This window comes from Streptomyces incarnatus (assembly GCF_001027185.1).
Lineage (GTDB): Bacteria > Actinomycetota > Actinomycetes > Streptomycetales > Streptomycetaceae > Streptomyces > Streptomyces puniciscabiei.
The window spans coordinates 4,940,045-4,958,699 of record NZ_CP011497.1 but is presented as its reverse complement, the minus strand read 5'-3'; the positions used below and the strand labels follow the sequence as shown (position 1 = coordinate 4,958,699).

17 protein-coding genes and 1 tRNA gene are annotated in these 18,655 nt (G+C 72.0%); 3 read left to right on the top strand and 15 right to left on the bottom strand.

What is annotated here, in order from left to right; all coding sequences use genetic code 11:
• Positions 1-2: 2 nt before the first annotated feature.
• The 5 genes from ABB07_RS22355 to ABB07_RS22335 all read right to left on the bottom strand — a co-directional run bounded on the left by ABB07_RS22355 (position 3) and on the right by ABB07_RS22335 (position 5,503).
• On the bottom strand, positions 3-935 hold the full coding sequence (locus tag ABB07_RS22355; protein ID WP_279617397.1) for an NAD(P)-dependent oxidoreductase: 933 nt from the start codon (positions 933-935) through the stop codon (positions 3-5).
• A 27-nt stretch (positions 936-962) separates the two neighbouring features.
• Positions 963-1,808: a DMT family transporter gene (locus ABB07_RS22350; protein WP_208900372.1), complete on the bottom strand. Its 846-nt coding sequence runs from the start codon at positions 1,806-1,808 to the stop codon at positions 963-965.
• Complete coding sequence (locus ABB07_RS22345; RefSeq protein ID WP_208900371.1) at positions 1,805-2,320, bottom strand: YbaK/EbsC family protein; 516 nt, start codon at positions 2,318-2,320, stop codon at positions 1,805-1,807. The genes ABB07_RS22350 and ABB07_RS22345 overlap by 4 nt, the downstream gene beginning before the upstream one ends.
• A gap of 249 nt (positions 2,321-2,569) precedes the next feature.
• Positions 2,570-4,795 (bottom strand): MMPL family transporter, encoded by a 2,226-nt coding sequence (locus ABB07_RS22340; RefSeq protein ID WP_208900370.1) that lies wholly within the window; start codon positions 4,793-4,795, stop codon positions 2,570-2,572.
• Between the two features lie 102 nt (positions 4,796-4,897).
• Complete coding sequence (locus tag ABB07_RS22335) at positions 4,898-5,503, bottom strand: TetR/AcrR family transcriptional regulator (protein ID WP_208900369.1); 606 nt, start codon at positions 5,501-5,503, stop codon at positions 4,898-4,900.
• Between the two features lie 152 nt (positions 5,504-5,655).
• Here ABB07_RS22335 and ABB07_RS22330 point away from each other — a divergent pair, with 152 nt between their 5' ends.
• Positions 5,656-9,102, top strand: coding sequence for a S41 family peptidase (locus ABB07_RS22330; protein ID WP_208900368.1), 3,447 nt, complete (start codon positions 5,656-5,658; stop codon positions 9,100-9,102).
• A gap of 163 nt (positions 9,103-9,265) precedes the next feature.
• Here the strand turns inward: ABB07_RS22330 and ABB07_RS22325 are convergent, their stop codons facing one another.
• The 4 genes from ABB07_RS22325 to ABB07_RS22310 all read right to left on the bottom strand — a co-directional run bounded on the left by ABB07_RS22325 (position 9,266) and on the right by ABB07_RS22310 (position 13,164).
• On the bottom strand, positions 9,266-9,499 hold the full coding sequence (locus tag ABB07_RS22325; RefSeq protein ID WP_208900367.1) for a hypothetical protein: 234 nt from the start codon (positions 9,497-9,499) through the stop codon (positions 9,266-9,268).
• A gap of 94 nt (positions 9,500-9,593) precedes the next feature.
• Entirely contained in the window at positions 9,594-10,478 is an 885-nt protein-coding gene (locus ABB07_RS22320; RefSeq protein WP_208900366.1) for an SDR family oxidoreductase, read from the bottom strand.
• Complete coding sequence (locus ABB07_RS22315) at positions 10,475-11,584, bottom strand: alpha/beta fold hydrolase (RefSeq protein ID WP_208900365.1); 1,110 nt, start codon at positions 11,582-11,584, stop codon at positions 10,475-10,477. The genes ABB07_RS22320 and ABB07_RS22315 overlap by 4 nt, the downstream gene beginning before the upstream one ends.
• Positions 11,581-13,164, bottom strand: a complete 1,584-nt coding sequence (locus tag ABB07_RS22310; RefSeq protein ID WP_208900364.1) for a flavin-containing monooxygenase — start codon at positions 13,162-13,164, stop codon at positions 11,581-11,583. Before ABB07_RS22310 ends, ABB07_RS22315 begins: the two co-directional genes overlap by 4 nt.
• A gap of 199 nt (positions 13,165-13,363) precedes the next feature.
• Between ABB07_RS22310 and ABB07_RS22305 the strand changes: the two genes are divergently transcribed.
• Entirely contained in the window at positions 13,364-13,999 is a 636-nt protein-coding gene (locus tag ABB07_RS22305; RefSeq protein ID WP_208903570.1) for a MerR family transcriptional regulator, read from the top strand.
• A gap of 33 nt (positions 14,000-14,032) precedes the next feature.
• Here the strand turns inward: ABB07_RS22305 and ABB07_RS22300 are convergent, their stop codons facing one another.
• Positions 14,033-14,836, bottom strand: a complete 804-nt coding sequence (locus tag ABB07_RS22300) for an exodeoxyribonuclease III (RefSeq protein ID WP_244189468.1) — start codon at positions 14,834-14,836, stop codon at positions 14,033-14,035.
• A gap of 79 nt (positions 14,837-14,915) precedes the next feature.
• Here ABB07_RS22300 and ABB07_RS22295 point away from each other — a divergent pair, with 79 nt between their 5' ends.
• Positions 14,916-15,392 (top strand): GNAT family N-acetyltransferase, encoded by a 477-nt coding sequence (locus tag ABB07_RS22295; RefSeq protein ID WP_208900362.1) that lies wholly within the window; start codon positions 14,916-14,918, stop codon positions 15,390-15,392.
• A 49-nt stretch (positions 15,393-15,441) separates the two neighbouring features.
• Here the strand turns inward: ABB07_RS22295 and ABB07_RS22290 are convergent.
• From ABB07_RS22290 to moaC, 5 genes are all read right to left on the bottom strand, one after another.
• Positions 15,442-15,515 (bottom strand) — tRNA-Ala (locus ABB07_RS22290).
• 91 nt (positions 15,516-15,606) lie between these two features.
• Positions 15,607-16,797: a divisome protein SepX/GlpR gene (gene sepX, locus ABB07_RS22285; protein ID WP_208900361.1), complete on the bottom strand. Its 1,191-nt coding sequence runs from the start codon at positions 16,795-16,797 to the stop codon at positions 15,607-15,609.
• 174 nt (positions 16,798-16,971) lie between these two features.
• Positions 16,972-17,595 (bottom strand): GNAT family N-acetyltransferase, encoded by a 624-nt coding sequence (locus ABB07_RS22280; RefSeq protein ID WP_208900360.1) that lies wholly within the window; start codon positions 17,593-17,595, stop codon positions 16,972-16,974.
• 20 nt (positions 17,596-17,615) lie between these two features.
• Complete coding sequence (locus ABB07_RS22275) at positions 17,616-18,116, bottom strand: MogA/MoaB family molybdenum cofactor biosynthesis protein (protein WP_208900359.1); 501 nt, start codon at positions 18,114-18,116, stop codon at positions 17,616-17,618.
• Positions 18,113-18,625 carry a cyclic pyranopterin monophosphate synthase MoaC gene (gene moaC / locus ABB07_RS22270; RefSeq protein WP_208900358.1) on the bottom strand — a complete coding sequence of 171 codons (513 nt, stop codon included), beginning with the start codon at positions 18,623-18,625 and terminating at the stop codon, positions 18,113-18,115. The genes ABB07_RS22275 and moaC overlap by 4 nt, the downstream gene beginning before the upstream one ends.
• Between the last annotated feature and the right edge of the window lie 30 nt (positions 18,626-18,655).

Sequence of the window (18,655 nt, the reverse complement as noted above, 5' to 3'; positions counted from 1 at the left end):
CGTCATGTCGACGCCTGGTCCCCGAAGCTGGCGAAGTACGCGGCGGCCATGTCCTCGTCGGCGTGCCCCTGCGCGGCGGCGCGGGCGAACCGCTCGGCGGCCGCGGCGGCGACGTCCAGCCGTACGCCGCCCCGCTGCCCCGCCTGGACGATGAGCCGGGCGTCCTTCTCTGCGGTGGCCACCGCGAACGACGGCGGGGTCAGCCTGCCGTCGAGCACCAGCGCGGACTTCGCCCGCAGGTAACCCATGTCGAGCGGGCCGCCCTCGATGAGGTCGAAGAACCCCTGCGGATCCACGCCGAGGGCGCGGGAGAGGGCGAGGACCTCACCGGCCGCCGCGGTGGCCGCGAGCACCCAGCTGTTGGCGACCAGCTTCAGCCGGCTGGCGCTGCCCGCGCCGCCGTCGGACCCGGTCCACAGGGTCTTCGCGCCGACCGCGTCGAAGACGGGCGCGACCGTCTCCCGGCCCTCCTCCGGCCCGGCCGCCAGCACGGTCAGCTGACCGGCCTCGGCGGGCTGTTTGGTACCGAGGACGGGTGCGTCGTAGAAGACGAGTCCGTGCTCGCCGGCGAAGGCCGCCAGGTCGGTGACCAGCTCGATCCCGGCGGTGGTGCACTGCGCCCACACCGTGCCGGGCCGCAGCGCCGGCGCGGCCTCGCGCATGACGTCCAGGACGGTGTTGCCGTCGTACAGCATCGTCAGGACGACGTCGGCGCCCTCGACGGCCTCCGCGGGTGTGCCGGCGATCCGCGCGCCGTCGGCGGCGAGCGGCTCGGCCTTCTCCCGCGTACGGTTCCACGCGCGGACCTCCAGCCCGGCGCGGCACAGGTTCCGGGCCATCGCGGCCCCCATGATGCCGGTGCCCAGAACGCTGACGGTCGGCTTGTCGGTCATTGAGGCTCCCTGTCGTTCCGATTGCTGCCCGGTGCTTCTCACCGACGGTCTCACTGACGGACTACCCGGCTACCCGGCGTGCACCATCAACCCGATGCCCACCACCAGCAGCCCGGCCGCCGCGACCCTGGGGGCACCGAAGCGCTCCTTGAAGAAGACCGCGCCGATCGCGGCGCCGACGATGATCGAGGACTCGCGCAGGGCGGCGATCGGGGCGAGTTCGGCGCGGGTCTGGGCCCACAGGACCAGGGCGTAGGCGGTGACGGACAGGGCGGCGCCGAGGAGGCCGACGGCGGCGTGGGGCCGGAGCAGCCGTACGGTGCCGGCACGCGCGCGTACGTACATGTAGCTCGGGATCACGACTCCCTGGACGGCCATGAGCCAGGCGATGTACCCGAGGGGTGAGTGCGCGGCGCGTACGCCCAGGCCGTCGATGACCGTGTACGCGGCGATCGTCAGGCCGGTCGCGAGGGCCGCGCCGATCGCCGCCCAGGCCGGCCGGCTGCCGCGCAGGCCCCACACGCTGACGCCGATGAGTCCCACGCAGGACACGGCGATCCCGGCCAGCGCCCGGCCGCCGGGCACCTCGTGCGCGAACACGGCGGCCAGCACGGTGACCACGAGCGGGGCGCTGCCGCGCGCGATGGGGTACGCCTGACCGAAGTCGCCGAGCCGGAAGGAGGTCATCAGCAGGGCGTAGTAGGCGATGTGGACGACCGCCGAGGTCAGCAGGTACGGCCAGGCGGGCCCCGCCGGGAAGGCCACGAACGGCGCGATCGCGAGCCCGATCAGCACCCCGCCGCCGGAGATCAGGCTGAAGCCGACCAGTTTGTCGGTGATCCGGTGCGCGATGGCGTTCCAGCTGGCGTGGGTCACGGCGGCGAGCAGGACGGCGGCCGCGACGAGCGGGGTCACGCGGTCTGCTCGCGCACGTCCGCCAGGTCGGCACCCGCGTGGGCCACCAGCGCCCTCGGTTCGATCGGGAAGACGGTGTGCGGCGTCCCGGCGGCCGCCCAGACCACGTCGTGGGCGAGCAGCGAGCGGTCGGCGAGGACCCGCGTGCGGGTGCGGTGCCCGAAGGGCGGCACGCCGCCGATGGCGTACCCGGTGGTCTCGCGCACGACACCGGCGTCGGCCCGGGTGACCGCGCGGGCGCCCAGTTCCTCCCGCACCCGCTCCACGTCCACGCGCGAGGCCCCGTCCATGAGGACCAGCACGGGTACCCCGTCGGCGGCGAAGATCAGCGACTTGCAGATCTGGCTGAGCTCGCACCCGATGGCCGCGGCGGCCTCGGCCGCGGTCCGGGTGGCCTCCGGGAACCTCCGGGTCCGGGCGAGCACGTCGTCGAGGCCGAGCGCGCGGAGGGCTTCGGCGAAGCGGGGGTGGGCTCCGGATGCGTCGGCGTCAGTGGCGGCTGTCGTCGTCATGGCAGGCACGCTACGCCATGATCCGAACACCGCTCAGGGCGTTTTCCCGGGCACGGCAGGAGGTCGGGCAGGCAGGAGGCCCGGACGCGGCAAAGGCCCGGACACAGCAGCAGGCCCGGCACGGCAGCGGGCCCGGCACGGCAGCAGGCCAGGCACGGCAGCAGGCCCGGCACGGCAGGAGGCCGGTGAGGGTGCGGCCCCGTCCCCACGGGCACCCTCACCGGCCGGTCCGCCGTCAGGAGCGGTACGTCAGGCCCGTACCAGCTCCTTCTCCTCGTCGGGGTCGGCGTCCCTGCCGCCCGCCGGGGACTGCGTGCGCAGGCCCTCGCCCTCGACGTCGACGTTGGGCAGCGCCCGGTCGAGCCACTTCGGCAGCCACCAGGCCCGCCTGCCGAGCAGCGCGAGGACCGCCGGGACGACGGCCATGCGGACGATGAACGCGTCGAAGAAGACGGCGACCGCGAGGCCGAAGCCGATCATCTTGACCATCGCCTCGCTGGAGCCGATGAAGCCGGAGAAGACGGCGATCATGATGACGGCCGCGGCGGTCACGACCCGCGCCCCGTGCCTGAAGCCGGTCACCACGGCCTGGCTCGGCTTCTCGCCGTGGACGAACGCCTCCCGCATCCGGGTCACGAGGAACACCTCGTAGTCCATCGCGAGGCCGAAGACGACACCCACCATGAAGATCGGCATCATCGACATCACCGGGCCAGTCTGCTCGACGTTCATCAGGCCGGACAGCCAACCCCACTGGAAGACCGCGACGACCGCGCCGAGGGCCGCGAGCACGCTGAGCAGGAAGCCGAGGGCCGCCTTCAGCGGGACGAGGACCGAGCGGAAGACCACGATCAGCAGCAGGAAGGCCAGGCCGACCACCAGCGCGAGGTAGGGCAGGAGCGCGTCGTTCAGCTTCTGCGAGACGTCGATGTTCATCGCCGTCGTACCGGTGACCAGCACCTTGGAGCCGGTCTTCGCGGTGATGTCCGCGCCCTTGTCGCGGATGGCGTGCACCAGGTCCTCGGTCGTCTTCGAGGACGGCTTGGACTTGGGGACGACGGTGATCGTCGCGGTGTCGCCGGCCTTGTTGGGCACGGCCGGGGTGACCGTGACGACGTCCTTCAGGCCCTTGATCTCGTCGCCGACCTCGGTGAACGCCTTCTTGGGGTGGGCGCTGTTTTTGGCGTCGACCACGACCATGAGGGGGCCGTTGAAGCCGGGCCCGAAGCCCTCGGAGAGCAGGTCGTAGGCGCGGCGCTGGGTGGTGGAGGTGGGCTGGGAGCCGTCGTCGGGCAGGCCCAGTTCCAGGGAGGCGGCCGGGATCGCCGCCGCGCCGAGGCCGAGGACGCCGAGGAGGAGGACGGCGACCGGGCGGCGTACGACGAAGCTCGCCCAGCGGGTGCCCATGTTGGGGCGGCCGGGCTTCCTGGGCGTACGGCCGCCGCCCAGCAGCTTGCTCTTCTCACCGGCCGGCTTGATCCTGCGGCCCGCGTAGCCGAGCAGCGCCGGGATCATCGTCAGCGCGATCAGGACGGCGACGGCGACGGTGCCCGCCGCGGCGACGCCCATCTTGGTGAGCATCGGGATGTCGACGACCGACAGGCCGACCAGGGCGATGACGACGGTGAGGCCGGCGAAGACCACCGCCGAGCCCGCCGTGCCGACGGCGCGTCCGGCCGCGTCCTCGCGCTCGCGGCCCTCGGCCAGTTCGGCGCGGTAGCGGGAGACGATGAACAGGGCGTAGTCGATGCCGACGGCCAGGCCGATCATCGAGGCCAGGGTGGAGGTGGTGGAGCCGAGGTCCAGGGCGCTGGCGAGCGCGGTGATGGTGGAGACGCCGATGCCGACGCCGATGAGGGCGGTGAGCAGCGGGAATCCGGCCGCGAGCAGCGAGCCGAAGGTGATGACGAGGACGACGGCGGCGATCCCGATGCCGATGACCTCGCTGGAGCCCGTCTCCGGGGTCGCGGTGAGCGCGTCACCGCCGACCTCGACGGTCAGCCCGGCGTCGCGTGCGTGCTGGGCGGCCTCCTTCAGGGCGTCCTTCGAGGAGTCCTTCAGCTCCATGCCGGAGACCTTGTACTTCACCGAGGCGTAGGCGACCGTGCCGTTCCGGCTGACGGCGTGCCCGGCGTAGGGGTCGGCGACGGAGACGACCTCGGAGCCGCTCTTCAGCTCCTTGACGGTCTTCTCGACGGCCGCCTTGTTGCCGGCGTCCGTCATCTTCTCGCCGCCGGGCGCCTTGAAGACCACGCGCGCGGTGGCGCCGTCGGCACTCATCCCGGGGAAGCGCTGTTCCAGCAGGTCGAAGGCCTTCTGGGCCTCGGTGCCGGGGATGGAGAAGGACGTGCTGCCGGCGGGCGGCGCGGAGGCGGCGCCCACCCCGGCCAGGGTGAGCAGCGCGATCCATATGAGGGCGACGAAGTGCCGTCGCCGGAAGGCGAGCCGGCCGAGTCTGTAGAGCAACGTGGCCACGAGGGCGTACTCCCGGTCAGTCGTTGGGTTTTCAGGGCAGGGGTGATCAGCCCGACGACGTGAGCGGTTACGTCAGGTGGTGGGCTTGCTCGGGGAGAGGGTTCAGCTGATGGGGGCGCCGAGGGCGGGGAGGACCACGGCGTCGATGTACGACAGCAGGAAGGCCTGGTTCGGCGGCTGCTCGTCGATGAGCGAGCGGGCGGCGAACCCGCCGATCATCATGTGCATCACGTAGTCGATCGCGGGGTTGTCCGCACGGATCTCACCCCGGTCGATCGCCCGCTGCAGTACGCGGCGGAACTCCGCCAGCTCCGGCTCGATGAGATGGTCCTTGAACGCCCGCAGAAGGTCGGGATTGCCGTGCACGGCCATCGCCAGACCTCGCATCAGCGCGGAGTTCTGCTCCATCTCGCAGTCGTCCGAGCGCAGGGTGAGGGCGTGCAGATCACCTCTGAGCGACCCGGTGTCGACGTCGTCGACCGAGCCGCCCGGCCTGTTGTGCCGCACCGCCTTCGCCACCAGCTCGGCCTTGCCGCCCCACTGGCGGTAGAGCGTGGCCTTGCTGGACCTGGTGCGGGTGGCGACGGCGTCCATGGTGAGGGCGTCGTAGCCGACCTCCCGGAGCAGGTCGAGCACGGCCTCGTACAACTCGGCCTCGCGCTCGGGCGTGATCCGGCTGCGACGTGCCGCCGCGACGGCCTCGGCCATGCCACTCACCTTCCCGCTCCGTGCTTCCGTCCTCGTATCCATGAAGATACCCTGAGACGGATCGAAACGAAACAGTTTCGTACGTGTCCTGGCTCACGAAGGTGAAGGCCCCATAAGTTGCTGGGGCCCTGCACCCGGAAAAGCATGGGGAGGTGAGCTATCTGCGCTTTCCCCACCTCAGCGGCGACCTGCTGTGCTTCGTGGCCGAGGACGACCTGTGGCTGGCCCCGCTCGACGCCCCGGGCCGGGCCTGGCGGCTCACGGCGGACCGCACCAAGGACGGGCACCCGCGGTTCTCGCCCGACGGCCGCCACATCGCGTACACGAGCTGGCGCAGCCTGGAGCCCGAGATCCACCTCGTGAGCGTCGACGGCGGTCCCACGCGGCAGCTGACGTACTGGGGCAGCACCGACACCCAGGTCTGCGGCTGGACGCCCCCCGACGCGGAGGGCAACGCCGACATCCTGGCCGTCGCCTCCCACGGCGAGCCCTTCTCCCACTTCACCTGGGCCTACAAGGTGTCCACCGACGGCCACCCCGGCCGCAAACTGCCCTGGGGCCCGGTCGCCGACATCCAGGTCGCCGACGTCGAGGGCGAGCACCGGACGCTGCTGCTCACGGGCACCCCGCCGCACGAACCGGCCTCCTGGAAGCGCTACCGCGGTGGTGCCATGGGCCGCCTGTGGCTGCACGGGCGGCGGCTCGTGCCCGACATCGGCGGCCATCTGGCCTCCCCCGTGTTCGTCGCCGGCCGGATCGCCTTCCTCTCCGACCACGAGGGCGTGGGCAACCTCTACTCCTGCGCCTACGACGGCACCGACCTGCGCCGCCACACCGACCACGACGCCTTCTACGCCCGGCACGCCGCGAGCGACGGCACCCGCGTGGTCTACCAGTGCGCGGGCGACCTGTGGCTGGTGGACGACTTTTCCCCGCGGGCCGTACCGCGCAAGCTGGACATCCGCCTCGCCGGGCCCGCCACCGGGCGCCGCCGCTACCCGGTGCCGGCCGCGCAGAACGTCGACGGCATCTCCGTGGACGAGACCGGCCGGGCCAGCGCCGTCGTCGTACGCGGCAGCCTGTACTGGCTCACCCACCGCGACGGCCCCGCCCGTACCATCACCGACCCGCCCGGGGTGCGGGTACGGCTGCCGGAGATGCTCGGCACGACCGGCCAGGTGGCGTACCTGACGGACGCCGAGGGCGAGGACGCCGTGGAGATCGCCCAGCTGCCCCGCGCGAGCGGCGACCGCGCTCCGCGCCGGCTCGCCTCCGGCAGGCTGGGCCGCGTCCTGGAGCTGGCCTCCGATCCCCTGGGCGAACGACTGGCGGTCGCCTCGCACGACGGGCGGCTGCTGCTGATCGACGTGACGGAGGAGGGAGAGGGGCAGGGAGAGGGGCAGGGGCAGGGGGAGTCGGAGGACGAATCGGGGGCTGAGTCGGGGCCTGGGTCGGGGCCTGGGTCGGGGGCTGCGTCGGGGAGTGCGGACGATCAGGTCACGGAGGAAGCGGCAGACGCCGGGGACGGTTCCGGTGGATCCGGTGATGCCGATGGATCCGGTGATGCCGGCGTCGCCGATGTCGGGGAGCGCGTCACCGAGCTGATCCGGTCCGTCAACGGTCCCGTGCGCGACCTCGCCTTCTCCCCGGACGGCGCCTGGCTCACCTGGTCCCACCCGGGCATCGGCCGCTCCCTGCGCCAGATCAAGCTGGCCCGCATCAAGGACCGGCTGATCGTGGACGTGACCAACGGCCGCTTCGAGGACGAGAACCCCGTCTTCACCCGCGACGGCCGCTATCTCGCCTTCCTCTCCTGGCGCGGCTTCGACCCGGTGTACGACGTCCACACCGGCGACCTGTCCTTCCCGCTCGGCTGCCGCCCCTACCTCGTGCCGCTGAACTCGGCGACCCCCTCCCCCTTCGCGCTGAACCCCGAGGGCCGTCCGGCGGCCGGCGGGCTCGACCCGGTCGAGGAGGAGGAGACGGGCGAGGCCGGCACGGTGACCGTGGAGATGGAGGGCCTGGCGATGCGGGTCACGCCGTTCCCGGTGATCGCCTCCAAGTACTCCGCGCTGGCCCCGGTCGCCGGCGGCGGCCTGGTCTGGCTGCGCTGGCCGATCTCCGGCGCGCTCGGCGAGACCTTCGCCAACCCGGCCGACATCAGCGGCCGTCCGACCCTGGAGTACTTCAACCTCGCCAAGGCGAAGAAGTCCGAACTGGTCGACCACCTGGACTGGTTCGCGGTCAGCGGCGACGGGACGCGGCTGGTGGTCGTGGACGAGGGCGACCTGCGCGCGGTGCCCGCCACGGAGCTGGGCGACAGCGACACGACCGTGTGGATCGACCTGCGCCGCATCCTGCACGTGGTCGACCCGCCCGCCGAATGGCGCCAGGCCTTCGAGGAGGCCGGCCGGCTCATCCGCGCCTACTTCTGGGACCCGGGCATGTGCGGCATCGACTGGGGCGCGGTGCTCGACCAGTACCGTCCCCTCGTCGAACGGGTCGCCTCCCCCGACGAGTTCGCGGACCTCCTGCGCGAGGTCCTGGGCGAACTGGGCACCTCGCACGCCTACGTCACCGCCGCCCGCCGCAACGAGGGCCCGCCCCACTACCAGCGCTGGCAGGGCCTCCTCGGCGCCAACTTCGCGCACCGCGAGGAGGGCTGGGTCGTCAAACGCATCCTGTCCGGTGACTCCTCCGACTCCAAGGCCCGTTCACCGCTGGCCGGCACGGGCATCCGCGAGGGCGCGGTCCTCACCCACGTCGACGGCCGCCCGGTCGATCCGGTGACCGGCCCGTATCCGCTCCTCGCCGGCTCCGGCGGTACGACCGTGGAGCTGACGTTCGCCCAGGCCGACGGCGAGGGGCACGCCCGCCGGGTCGCCGTCGTCCCGCTCATCGACGAGCGGCCGCTGCGCTACCAGGACTGGGTCGCCAAACGCCGTTCGGTCGTACGGGAGTTGAGCGGCGGCAAGTGCGGCTATCTGCACATCCCCGACATGGGCGGCTCCGGCTGGGCCCAGTTCAACCGCGACCTGCGCATGGAGGTGTCCCGGCCCGCCCTGATCGTGGACGTGCGCGGCAACGCGGGCGGGCACATCAGCGAACTCGTCATCGAGAAGCTGACCCGGACCATCCTGGGCTGGGACCTGACCCGGGACGCGCAACCGGTGTCGTACACCTCGAACGCCCCCAGGGGTCCGGTGGTCGCCCTCGCCGACGAGGCGACCTCCTCGGACGGCGACATGATCACAGCCGCCTTCAAGCTCCTGAAGCTCGGCCCGGTGATCGGCACCCGCACCTGGGGCGGCGTGGTCGGCATGACCGGCCGCCACCGGCTGGGCGACGGCACGGTCATCACCGTCCCGATGAACGCGGCCTGGTTCGACGCCTACGGCTGGTCCGTGGAGAACCACGGCGTCACCCCCGACCTCGAGATCCTCCGCACCCCCCTGGACTGGGCCGAGGGCCGCCACGCCCAACTCGCCGACGCCGTCCAACTGGCCCTGGAACTCCTGGAGTCCAACCCGCCGGCCATCCCTCCCGGCTACACCGACCTCCCCGACCGCTCCCGCCCGAAGCTGCCGCCACGCCAGTAGTGTTTGACGAGGGGCGCGTATCGAAGGGGCGCGGGGAACTGCGCGAACAACCCACCACGCACCCGCACCAAAACAACGCACCGAAACCACCCCAGACACAACGCAGGGCACCCTCCAAGAAGAAGGGCGCCCCACGCCAGACGGCCAAAGCCGAGCGCAGCGACTACGCGTCGTAGTCCCGGTCGAAGCGGTCTTCCATCTCCGCCTCCGTGTCCTCGATGTCGCGCAGGTTCTCGCGACCGCGCTGCGGCTGCTGCTGCTGGCCACGCTGGGGCTGCTGGCCGCGCTGGGGCTGCTGGCCGCGCTGGGACTGCTGCTGACCGGCGCGCTCACGGGCGTCACCGATCTTCTGCTTGCCCTGTTCCTGCCACTCGTTGGCCTTGTCCTTCATACCCATGTGGGTTCACTCCCGTGGTGGGTGAGGTGGGGGAAACGGCCCCTCGGTGGGGCCTCACCCAGATTCACACGGCCGACCACGGAACGCATGTGGATCACTTACGGTGCGTAGCGCGCGCCGCGTCATCGGCCGCCCCACCTGCGCCGACGAGCCCGGAGCGCATGCCCTGGAGACGGGGCGCGAACCGCTTCATCTCGCGCTGCCCGACCCGCCCGATGAGCGCCGGCAGATAGCCGCGCACGCCCTGCATGCCGCGCAGCCACCACTGCCCGTACACATGCGCCGAGCGCCGCTCGATCCCGGCGACCAGCCGGTCCACCGTCGGTCCCAGCGGATAGGTCTTGTTGGACGGCCACACCAGCCGCTGTCGCAACTCCCGCATGACGTCGTCCTGGTCGGCGCCGCGCACCATGTCGGTGTCGGTCCAGGACAGGTAGGCGACACCGACGCGCACGCCCTGGTAGCCGACCTCGGCGCGCAGGCTGTGCGCGTACGCCTCCACGCCCGACTTGGACGCGCAGTACGCCGTCATCATCGGCGCCGGGGTGATCGCGGCGAGCGAGGCGATCTGCAGCAGATAGCCGCGGCTCTCCACCAGGACCGGCAGGAAGGCCCGCGCGGTCACCGCCGAACCGATCAGGTTCACCTCGATCACCCGCCGCCAGGCCTGCGGATCGGAGTCGATGAACGGACCGCCGGTCGCCACACCGGCGTTGGCGACCACGATGTCGACCTTCCCGAACCGCGCCTTCACCTCCTGCGCGACCCGGCTCATCGCCTCGTGGTCGGTGACGTCGGCGTACCAGTGGGCGCTGTCGCTGTGCAGCCGCTCGGAGACCTCCTTGAGCGCCTCCTCCTCCAGACCGACCAGCGCCACCTTCGCGCCGCGCGCGGAGAGCTTGCGCGCCAGCTGCTCACCGACGCCGCGCGCCGCTCCGGTGACGACCGCGACCTGGCCTTCGAGGCTGACCCTGCTCATGCGCCCTCCTTGATCTGCTCCGGGGTGGAACCGTGCGCGTCCTCGGGACCGGTGCCCGTGACGGTGTCGGTGTCGGTGCCCGTGACGGTGTCGGTGCCCGTGACGGTGTCGGTGCCCGTGACGGTGTCGGTGTCGGTGCCCGTGACGGTGTCGGTGCCCGTGACGGTGTCGGTGTCGGTGCCCGTGACGGTGTCGGTGCCCGTGACGGTGACATACGTGGTGACGAGTTCCCGGATCCTGCCGGTCACCAGGCCGGGGGCCTCGATCGGGGTCATGTGGCCGATGCCGGGCAGCTCGGTGAGGCCGACACAGTGCGGCAGCGCGGCGACCAGCGCGCGGGCGTGCACCGGGGGCGTGAGCCGGTCGGACGCGCCGTGCACGATCGCGGTGGGCGCGTGCAACTCCCGTACGCCGTGGTCGAGATCGAGCGCCTCGAGCACCCGCGCCCAGGCATGGCGCACGGCGCGCGGACAGGCGTGCACGATCCGTGCGCACGCCTCCACCATGTGCGGGGCGGAACCGTCGCCCATGGTGGCGTACTTGAGGATGCTCTTCGCCACCGGCGTGACCGGGCCGAGCGGGGCGCGCGAGCCGAGAACGCGCCCGGTGATCCAGGTGCGCACGCGCCCGGCGCCGAACGGCACCACGCGCGCCTGCGCGACCAGTCGCGAACTGCCCGTGCTGCACAGCAGGACAGCGGCGGCGTGGTCACGGAAGCGGGGGCGCATCGCCGCGGCCATGACGGTCATCCCGCCCATGGAGTGGCCGACGATCAGCGCCTTCTCGCCGGGTGCGAGCGTCTGCGCGAGCACCGCTTCGAGGTCGTCCGCCAGCGCGTGGGTGGTGCACGCGGGGCTCGCGGGGCTGCGCCCATGCCCCCTCTGGTCGTACGCGATCACACGGTGGTCGGCCGCCAGCTCCCGGATCTGCGCCGCCCAGAAGGCGGTCGAGCAGGTCCAGCCGTGGGAGAGGACGACGGGGGGCGCGTTCTCGGGACCGTGCACCTCGACATGCAGCCGCGCGCCGTCGGCGGAGACGACGGTGAGCTCCCGGGAGGGGGTGGGCGGGGCGTACGGTCCGGAGGTCACGGAGGCGATCCTGCTCATGCGGCACCGTCACTCTGCTGGGCGGCGGCCACCGTCTTCTGCACGGCGTTACCGCCCTTCTGTACTGCCGTATCGGCCTTCTGTACTGCCGTACCGGCCGGCTTGCTGTCGGGCTTGCGGATGACCTCGTACTCCCCCAGATCCACCCGCCGGGTCGCGCGCCGGAACTCCGCCGTCGTACCGGGCCAGATGGTGGTGTTGCGGCCGCTCGCGTCCAGGTACCAGCTGGTGCAGCCGCCGGTGTTCCACACGGTGCGCTTCATGCGCTCCTGGACCTCGCGGTTCCAGCCCTCGACGGCCGCGGGCCGGGCATCGAGGGCCGTACGGCCGCCGAGGACGTCCCGTTGCCGCAGATAGTCGGCCATGTAGTTCAGCTGGGACTCGATCATGAGGATCATCGAGGAGTTCCCGAGGCCGGTGTTGGGCCCGATGATCGTCATCCAGTTGGGGAACCCGGCGGCCGCGGCGCCGCGCAGCGCCTGCATGCCGTTCTTCCAGGACTCGGCGAGGGTGATGCCCTCCGCGCCGACCACCCGCTCGGCGATCGGCATGTCCGTGACGTGGAAGCCCGTACCGAAGACGATCGCGTCGACCTCGGCCTCGGTGCCGTCGGCGGCGACTACGGTCGACCCGCGGATCTCGCTGAGCCCGCTGGCGACGACGTCCACGTTCGGCCTGGCCAGCGCCGGGTAGTACGTGCTGGAGAGCAGGATGCGCTTGCAGCCGATGCGGTAACCGGGGGTGAGCTTGGCGCGCAGGGCCGGGTCCTTGATCGCGCGGGCCATGTTGCGCTTGGCGAGCCGCTCGACGAGCCCGAGTTCGTCGGGGTGCTTGGTGAACGCCTGGACCTGCAGCTCCCGGATGCCCCACAGCAGGCCGCGCCTGAGCTGGGTGGTGAAGGGCAGGGCCCGGTGCAGCCGGCGCTCGGCGCCGCTGATGGCGCGGTCGACGCGGGGCATCACCCAGGGCGGGGTGCGCTGGAAGAGGATGAGCCGGCCGACCTGCGGCTGGATCGCGGGCACGATCTGAATGGCGGAGGCGCCGGTACCGACCATCGCGACGCGCTTGCCGCGCAGGTCGTAGTCGTGGTCCCAGCGGGCGGAGTGGAACACCTTGCCGGGGAAGGACGCGAGGCCCGGGATCTCTGGGACCTTCGGGTCGGACAGCGGCCCGGTGGCGGAGACGACGACGTCGGCGGTGAGCGTGCCCCGCGCGGTCTCGATCTCCCACCGCAGGTTCCCGGCGTCCCAGGTCATCAGCTTGACCTCGGAGTCGAAGCGGAGGTGCGGGCGCAGCCCGAAGACGTCGGTGACGTGCTCCAGGTAGGCGCGGATGTGCTCCTGCCCGGAGAAGGTGCGCGGCCAGTCGGGGTTGGGCGCGAAGGAGAAGGAGTAGAGGTGGGAGGGCACGTCACAGGCGCACCCGGGGTAACTGTTGTCCCGCCAGGTGCCGCCGACGCTGTCCGCCCGCTCCAGGACGACGAAGTCGGTGATCCCTTCGCGGCGCAGCCGCACGGCGGCCCCCAGTCCGCCGAACCCGGACCCGATCACCGCCACCCGTACATGCTCGTGCTCGGCCATCGACGAAGCCTCCACGCATCACCTAGGAACCCAGGAACTCTGCCAGTGAACACTGGCGCAATGGGACTGTAGAGCAGCTCCGTACCGAGCGGTAGGGGTGCGGTCGAGGAAAGTTACCGGCGGTACAACATAGGCTGCGGACGTGGCAGAGCACGCAGAACACCCGGAGGTACGACCCCAGGCACCGCGCGAGTACCGCATGGAGGAGCTGGCGCGGCTGGCCGGCATCACCGTGCGCACCCTGCGCTTCTACCGCGAGCGCAAGCTGATCCCCCCGCCCCGCCGCGAGGGCCGTATCGCCTGGTACGACGACCACCACCTGGCCCGTCTGCGCACCATCGCCGCCCTGCTGGAGCGCGGCCACACGCTGAACGGCATCGCCGAACTCGCCGAAGCCCTCGACCAGGGCCGGAACGTCGCCGACCTCCTCGGCGTCGGCACCCCCACCGAGGAGGAGCCGGTCCGCCTCACCCCGGAGGAACTCGCCGCCCGCTTCGAGGGCGAGGTCACTCCCGAGAACCTCGCCGCCGCCATGGAGCTGGGCTACCTCGGCACCGACGGCGACGAGATCGTCCACATCAGCCGCCGCCTGCTGGACGTCTCCTCCGCCCTGGTCCGCGAGGGCATCCCGCTCGCCGAGGTGCTCACCGCCGGCGCCCGCGTCCGCGAACACGCTGACGCCCTGGCCGAACTCTTCACCGACCTGATCCTCCGCCACGCCCCCGAGGAGGACCTCCACCGCCTGCGCCCCCTGGCCCGCAGCGTGGTGGAGGCGGAACTGTCCCTGGCGCTGGACCGGAGGCTCAGCAAGGAGACGGGCGCGCAGGACATCTGAACGCGCCCCGGCGCATGACCGGCGGCCGCTTGCCTAGAGGTCGTAGACGACGGTCACCGGGGCGTGGTCGGACCAGCGCTCGGCGTGGGTGGCCGCGCGCTCGACGAAGCCCTTCACCGCCTTGCCGGCGAGACCGGGTGTGGTGACGTGGTAGTCGATGCGCCATCCGGAGTCGTTGTCGAACGCCCGCCCCCGGTACGACCACCAGGTGTAGGGGCCCTCGGTGTCCGGGTGCAGGGCGCGTACGACGTCGACGTAGCCGCCGTCCTCTGCGGCGAACACCCGGCCGAGCCATTCCCGCTCCTCGGGCAGGAAGCCGGAGTTCTTGGTGTTGCCGCGCCAGTTCTTGAGGTCGGCCTGCTGGTGGGCGATGTTCCAGTCGCCGCAGACGACCACCTCGCGCCCGTCGGCGGCGGCCCGTTCGCGCAGTGCCTTGAGGTGGGCGAGGAACTCGCCCATGAAGCGGATCTTCTCGTCCTGCCGCTCGGTGCCGACCTCGCCGGAGGGCAGATAGAGGGAGGCGACCGTGACGCCGGGCAGATCCGCCTCGACATAGCGCCCGCTGCCGTCGAACTCGGCCGAGCCGAAGCCGACCCGGACGCGGTCGGGCTCGCGCCGCGTGTAGAGGGAGACGCCCGCGCGGCCCTTGGCGGCGGCGGGGGCGTGCGCGACGTGCCAGCCGTCGGGCTGCCGTACCTCCTCGGGCAGCTGGTGCGGCTCGGCGCGCACCTCCTGCAGGCAGACGACGTCCGCGTCCGTCCGGGCGAGCCACTCCACGAAGCCCTTCTTGGCGGCGGCTCGCAGCCCGTTCACGTTCACCGAGGTCACAGTCAGCACCAAGGCACGATACCGGCACACTGGTCCGTGCCCGGAAGAGCCCCAAGACCACCTACTGCATAGAAGTACGATACCCAGCATGTATATACGTCGTGTTCGCTTCGACCACCCCGACGCCGTCAAGCTCAACGACGAGGTCCAGGCCGAGTACCACCTTCGCTACGGCGACGGCGGCGACGCCACGCTCCTCGATCCCGCCGACTTCGACCCGCCCCGGGGCGTGTACCTGATCGCCTACGACGAGCACGACCGCCCCGTCGCGACCGGCGGCTGGCGCAGCCAGGACCGCAACGACGAGGGCAACGAGGACGGCGACGCCGAGCTGAAGCGCATGTTCGTGATCGCGGAGATGCGCGGCCGGGGCCTGGCCCGCCGCATGCTCGCGGCGCTGGAGGAGGACGCCCGCATGGCCGGCCGCGTCCGCATGGTCCTGGAGACGGGCACCAAGCAGCCGGAGGCGATCACCCTGTACACCTCCAGCGGCTACGAGCCGTGCGCCAAGTTCGGCTACTACCGCCACCACGAGGACAGCCGCTGCTTCGCGAAGCGACTGTGAACACGATGGAGCCCCGGTCGGCTTCCACCGACCGGGGCTCCATGCTGCGTGGACCTGAGGGGATTTGAACCCCTGGCCCCCTCGATGCGAACGAGGTGCGCTACCGGACTGCGCCACAGGCCCTTGCAACGAGTGAAACTTTAGCATCCCGATCGGGGTGCTTGGAAATCCGTTCCCTGACTGGTCAGCGCGCCTTCCGGAAGTGTGGCGGGCGTCACTCGTTGGCCGCGCGGGGCCGGTCGCCGTCCTCGTACTGGTCGAAGAGAGGGGTGCGCCCGCCGCGCTCGCGCGACCGGCGCGCGGAGGCCACGCGGCGAGCGTCGCCGCGGCCGTCCGCCGGCTTCTCCCCGGACGCGGGCGCCTGCCCGTCCGCCTCGGCCTCCGCCGGGCGGCCGGCCTCCTGCTCCGGCGCGACCGAGCTGGAGCGCGCCGAACTCCAGGTGCCGGGCGCCCCCAGATCCACGTCGGAGGTGGCACGCGGCGCGACCGGCGCGGTCACGTACGTCGGCAGGGGCACCGGTACCGGCTCCCAGCTGTCCCCGCCGGGCCGCCGCTGCCGTTCGCGCTGCTGGTCGACCCACTCGGCGTGGTCCGTCTGCTCCACCAGGGCGCGCCGGTCGGCGGCGAGCGCGGCGAGCCCGGGGTCCGTCCCGGCGCCGGGGGCCTCCTCCGGTTCGTCCGCGCCGGGCCCCGCGTCGAGGGGCGCGCGGCGGCGCGGCTGGCGCTCCCGCTCGCGCAGCCGCTGGGCCGCCACCTCGGCGCGCCGGCGGTCCATCTGGTACGCGAAGCGACGGCGCTCCTGGGAGCGCAGGTACGCGATGTACCCGCTGAGCAGCACGGCCGGTACGGCCGGCACCCACAGGAAGGCGAGCCCGCCGACGGCGGCGACGATCGCGCCCAGCGTGAAGGCGATGAAGAGAACCACGGTGGTGCGCCTGCGGCGCGCGAGGACCTTCGAGCGCCGGGCCCGCGCTGCGGCCGCCTGCGCCGAGGACGAGGGCCGTGCGGACGGCACACGCTTCTGGGCGGGCACGGAACCGGACTTGGGCGCCGGTGCGACGGCCTGTTCGCGCGCCGGTTCCGCCCTGCCGGACGGCTCGGGCTCGGCGTCCGCGTGCACCTGACGGCGGGTCGGAGGCATGGCGAAGGCCCGGACGTCCACCGAATCGGTGACGGCGTCCGGGGCGCCGGCGTCCGGCTCCCCCTCCTCGGCGGAGCGTGCCCGCAGGTCCTTGGCGTACCGGCGCTCCATTCCCGCCCGTCCGGACAGCAGCCGGATGGCGGTGCTGAAGCGTTCCGTCGGACGGGCCTCGTTCAGCTCGTCCTGCCTACGGAGCCACATCGGCACCAAGTAGGCGGCCCAGGCCCCGACAATGACTGCGTAGATGAGGCCGCTGCTGCTCACGTCTCACACCGTAGAGGGGTTTGCGTGAGGCCATCCGCCAATTGGGCCGGTGTGTCGCACGATCTGGCTGATATTTCTAGCTTTTTTTGCGACCGATGTGATCAGCAGACCGCCTCAGGCGTGAATTCAATACCCCCCGAGACGGTCAACAAACGATCAATTTCGAACACATATTCAATTTCCCGTGCTCTGGGGTTTCTCCGGCACCTGCTGGGAGCGTGCCCGCCGCCACCGCGCCAGCAAACCGTCGGGCACCTCTTCCGCGGTGAGCGCGAACACCAGATGGTCGCGCCAGGCCCCGTCGATGTGCAGATAGCGCGGCCGGAGCCCCTCCTCGCGGAATCCGAGTTTCTCCACGACCCGGCGGCTGGGCCGGTTCTCCGGCCGAATGCACACCTCGATGCGGTGCAGTCCGACGGTGCGGAAACAGTGGTCCACCACCAGCGCGACGGCCGTCGGCATCACCCCGCGCCCGGCCACCGCCTCGTCCACCCAGTAACCGACGTGCCCCGAGCACATCGATCCCCAGGTGATCCCGGCGACCGTCAGCTGGCCGACGAGCCGCCCCTGGTACTCGATGACGAACGGCAGCATCCGGCCCGCGCCCGCCTCGGACCGCAGGTGCCGGACCATCTGGCGGTAGGTCGGCCGGTGCGCGATCGGCCCGCTCGGCGTGGGCGGCGGAATGGTCGCCTCCCAGGGGCGCAGCCAGTCCCGGTTGCGCCGGTTCACCTCGCGCCAGGCCCGCTGGTCGCGCAGCCTTATCGGCCGGAGGACGACATCGCCGTCCGCCAGCACGACGGGCCAGGAAGGGCTGTTCAGCTCGCACCCCCGCTGCTGGGTCCGGGGTGGTCGCCGCCGCGGATCTGGTCGACGGCATGGATCAGCAGGGGCTCCAGCACGGCGAGGCCGTCGCGCACCCCGCCCGTGGAGCCCGGCAGGTTGACGATCAGGGTCCGCCCCGCCACCCCGGCCAGGCCCCGGGAGAGGGCGGCCGTGGGAACCTTCTGCCGCCCGTACGCCCGGATGGCCTCCGCGATGCCCGGCACCTCGTGGTCGATCACCGCGCGGGTCGCCTCGGGCGTGCGGTCGGTGGGCGAGATCCCGGTGCCGCCGGTGGTGACGATCGCGTCGTAGCCGGCGTCGACTCCCGAGCGCAGGGCCGCCTCCACGGGGTCGCCGTCCGGGACCACCCGGGGGCCGTCGACGTCGAAGCCGAAGCTCTTCAGGCCGTCGGCGACCAACGGGCCGCCCTTGTCCTCGTAGACACCCGCGGCAGCCCTGTTGGAGGCGGTGACCACCAGAGCGCGATAGGTCATGCCCGGCTCCAGTCGCCCGACTTGCCGCCCGTCTTCTCCTCCACCCGCACGTCCGTGATGACCGCTCCCTTGTCGACCGCCTTGACCATGTCGATCACGGTGAGCGCGGCGACCGTCACGGCGGTGAGGGCCTCCATCTCGACGCCCGTACGGTCCGTGGTCTTCACGGTGGCCTGGATCTCCACGGCGTCGTCCGCGACCGACAGATCCAGTTTCACACCCGACACCGACAACGGGTGACACAGCGGGATCAGATCCGGTGTGCGCTTGGCGCCCATGATCCCGGCGATCCGCGCCGTGGCGAGGGCGTCCCCCTTGGGCACCCCCTCGCCGCGCAGCAGCTCGACCACGCGGGCCGAGACGAGGACGCGACCGCTGGCGCGGGCGGTGCGCGCGGTCACGTCCTTCCCGGACACGTCGACCATACGGGCGGCGCCCGCCTCGTCGATGTGCGTCAGTCGGTCCTGCGCGGGGGATCCGGGGGTCTCCCCCCGGAAAGACTCAGCCATGGTGTGTGCCGCTCCCGGTCCGGGCCCGGC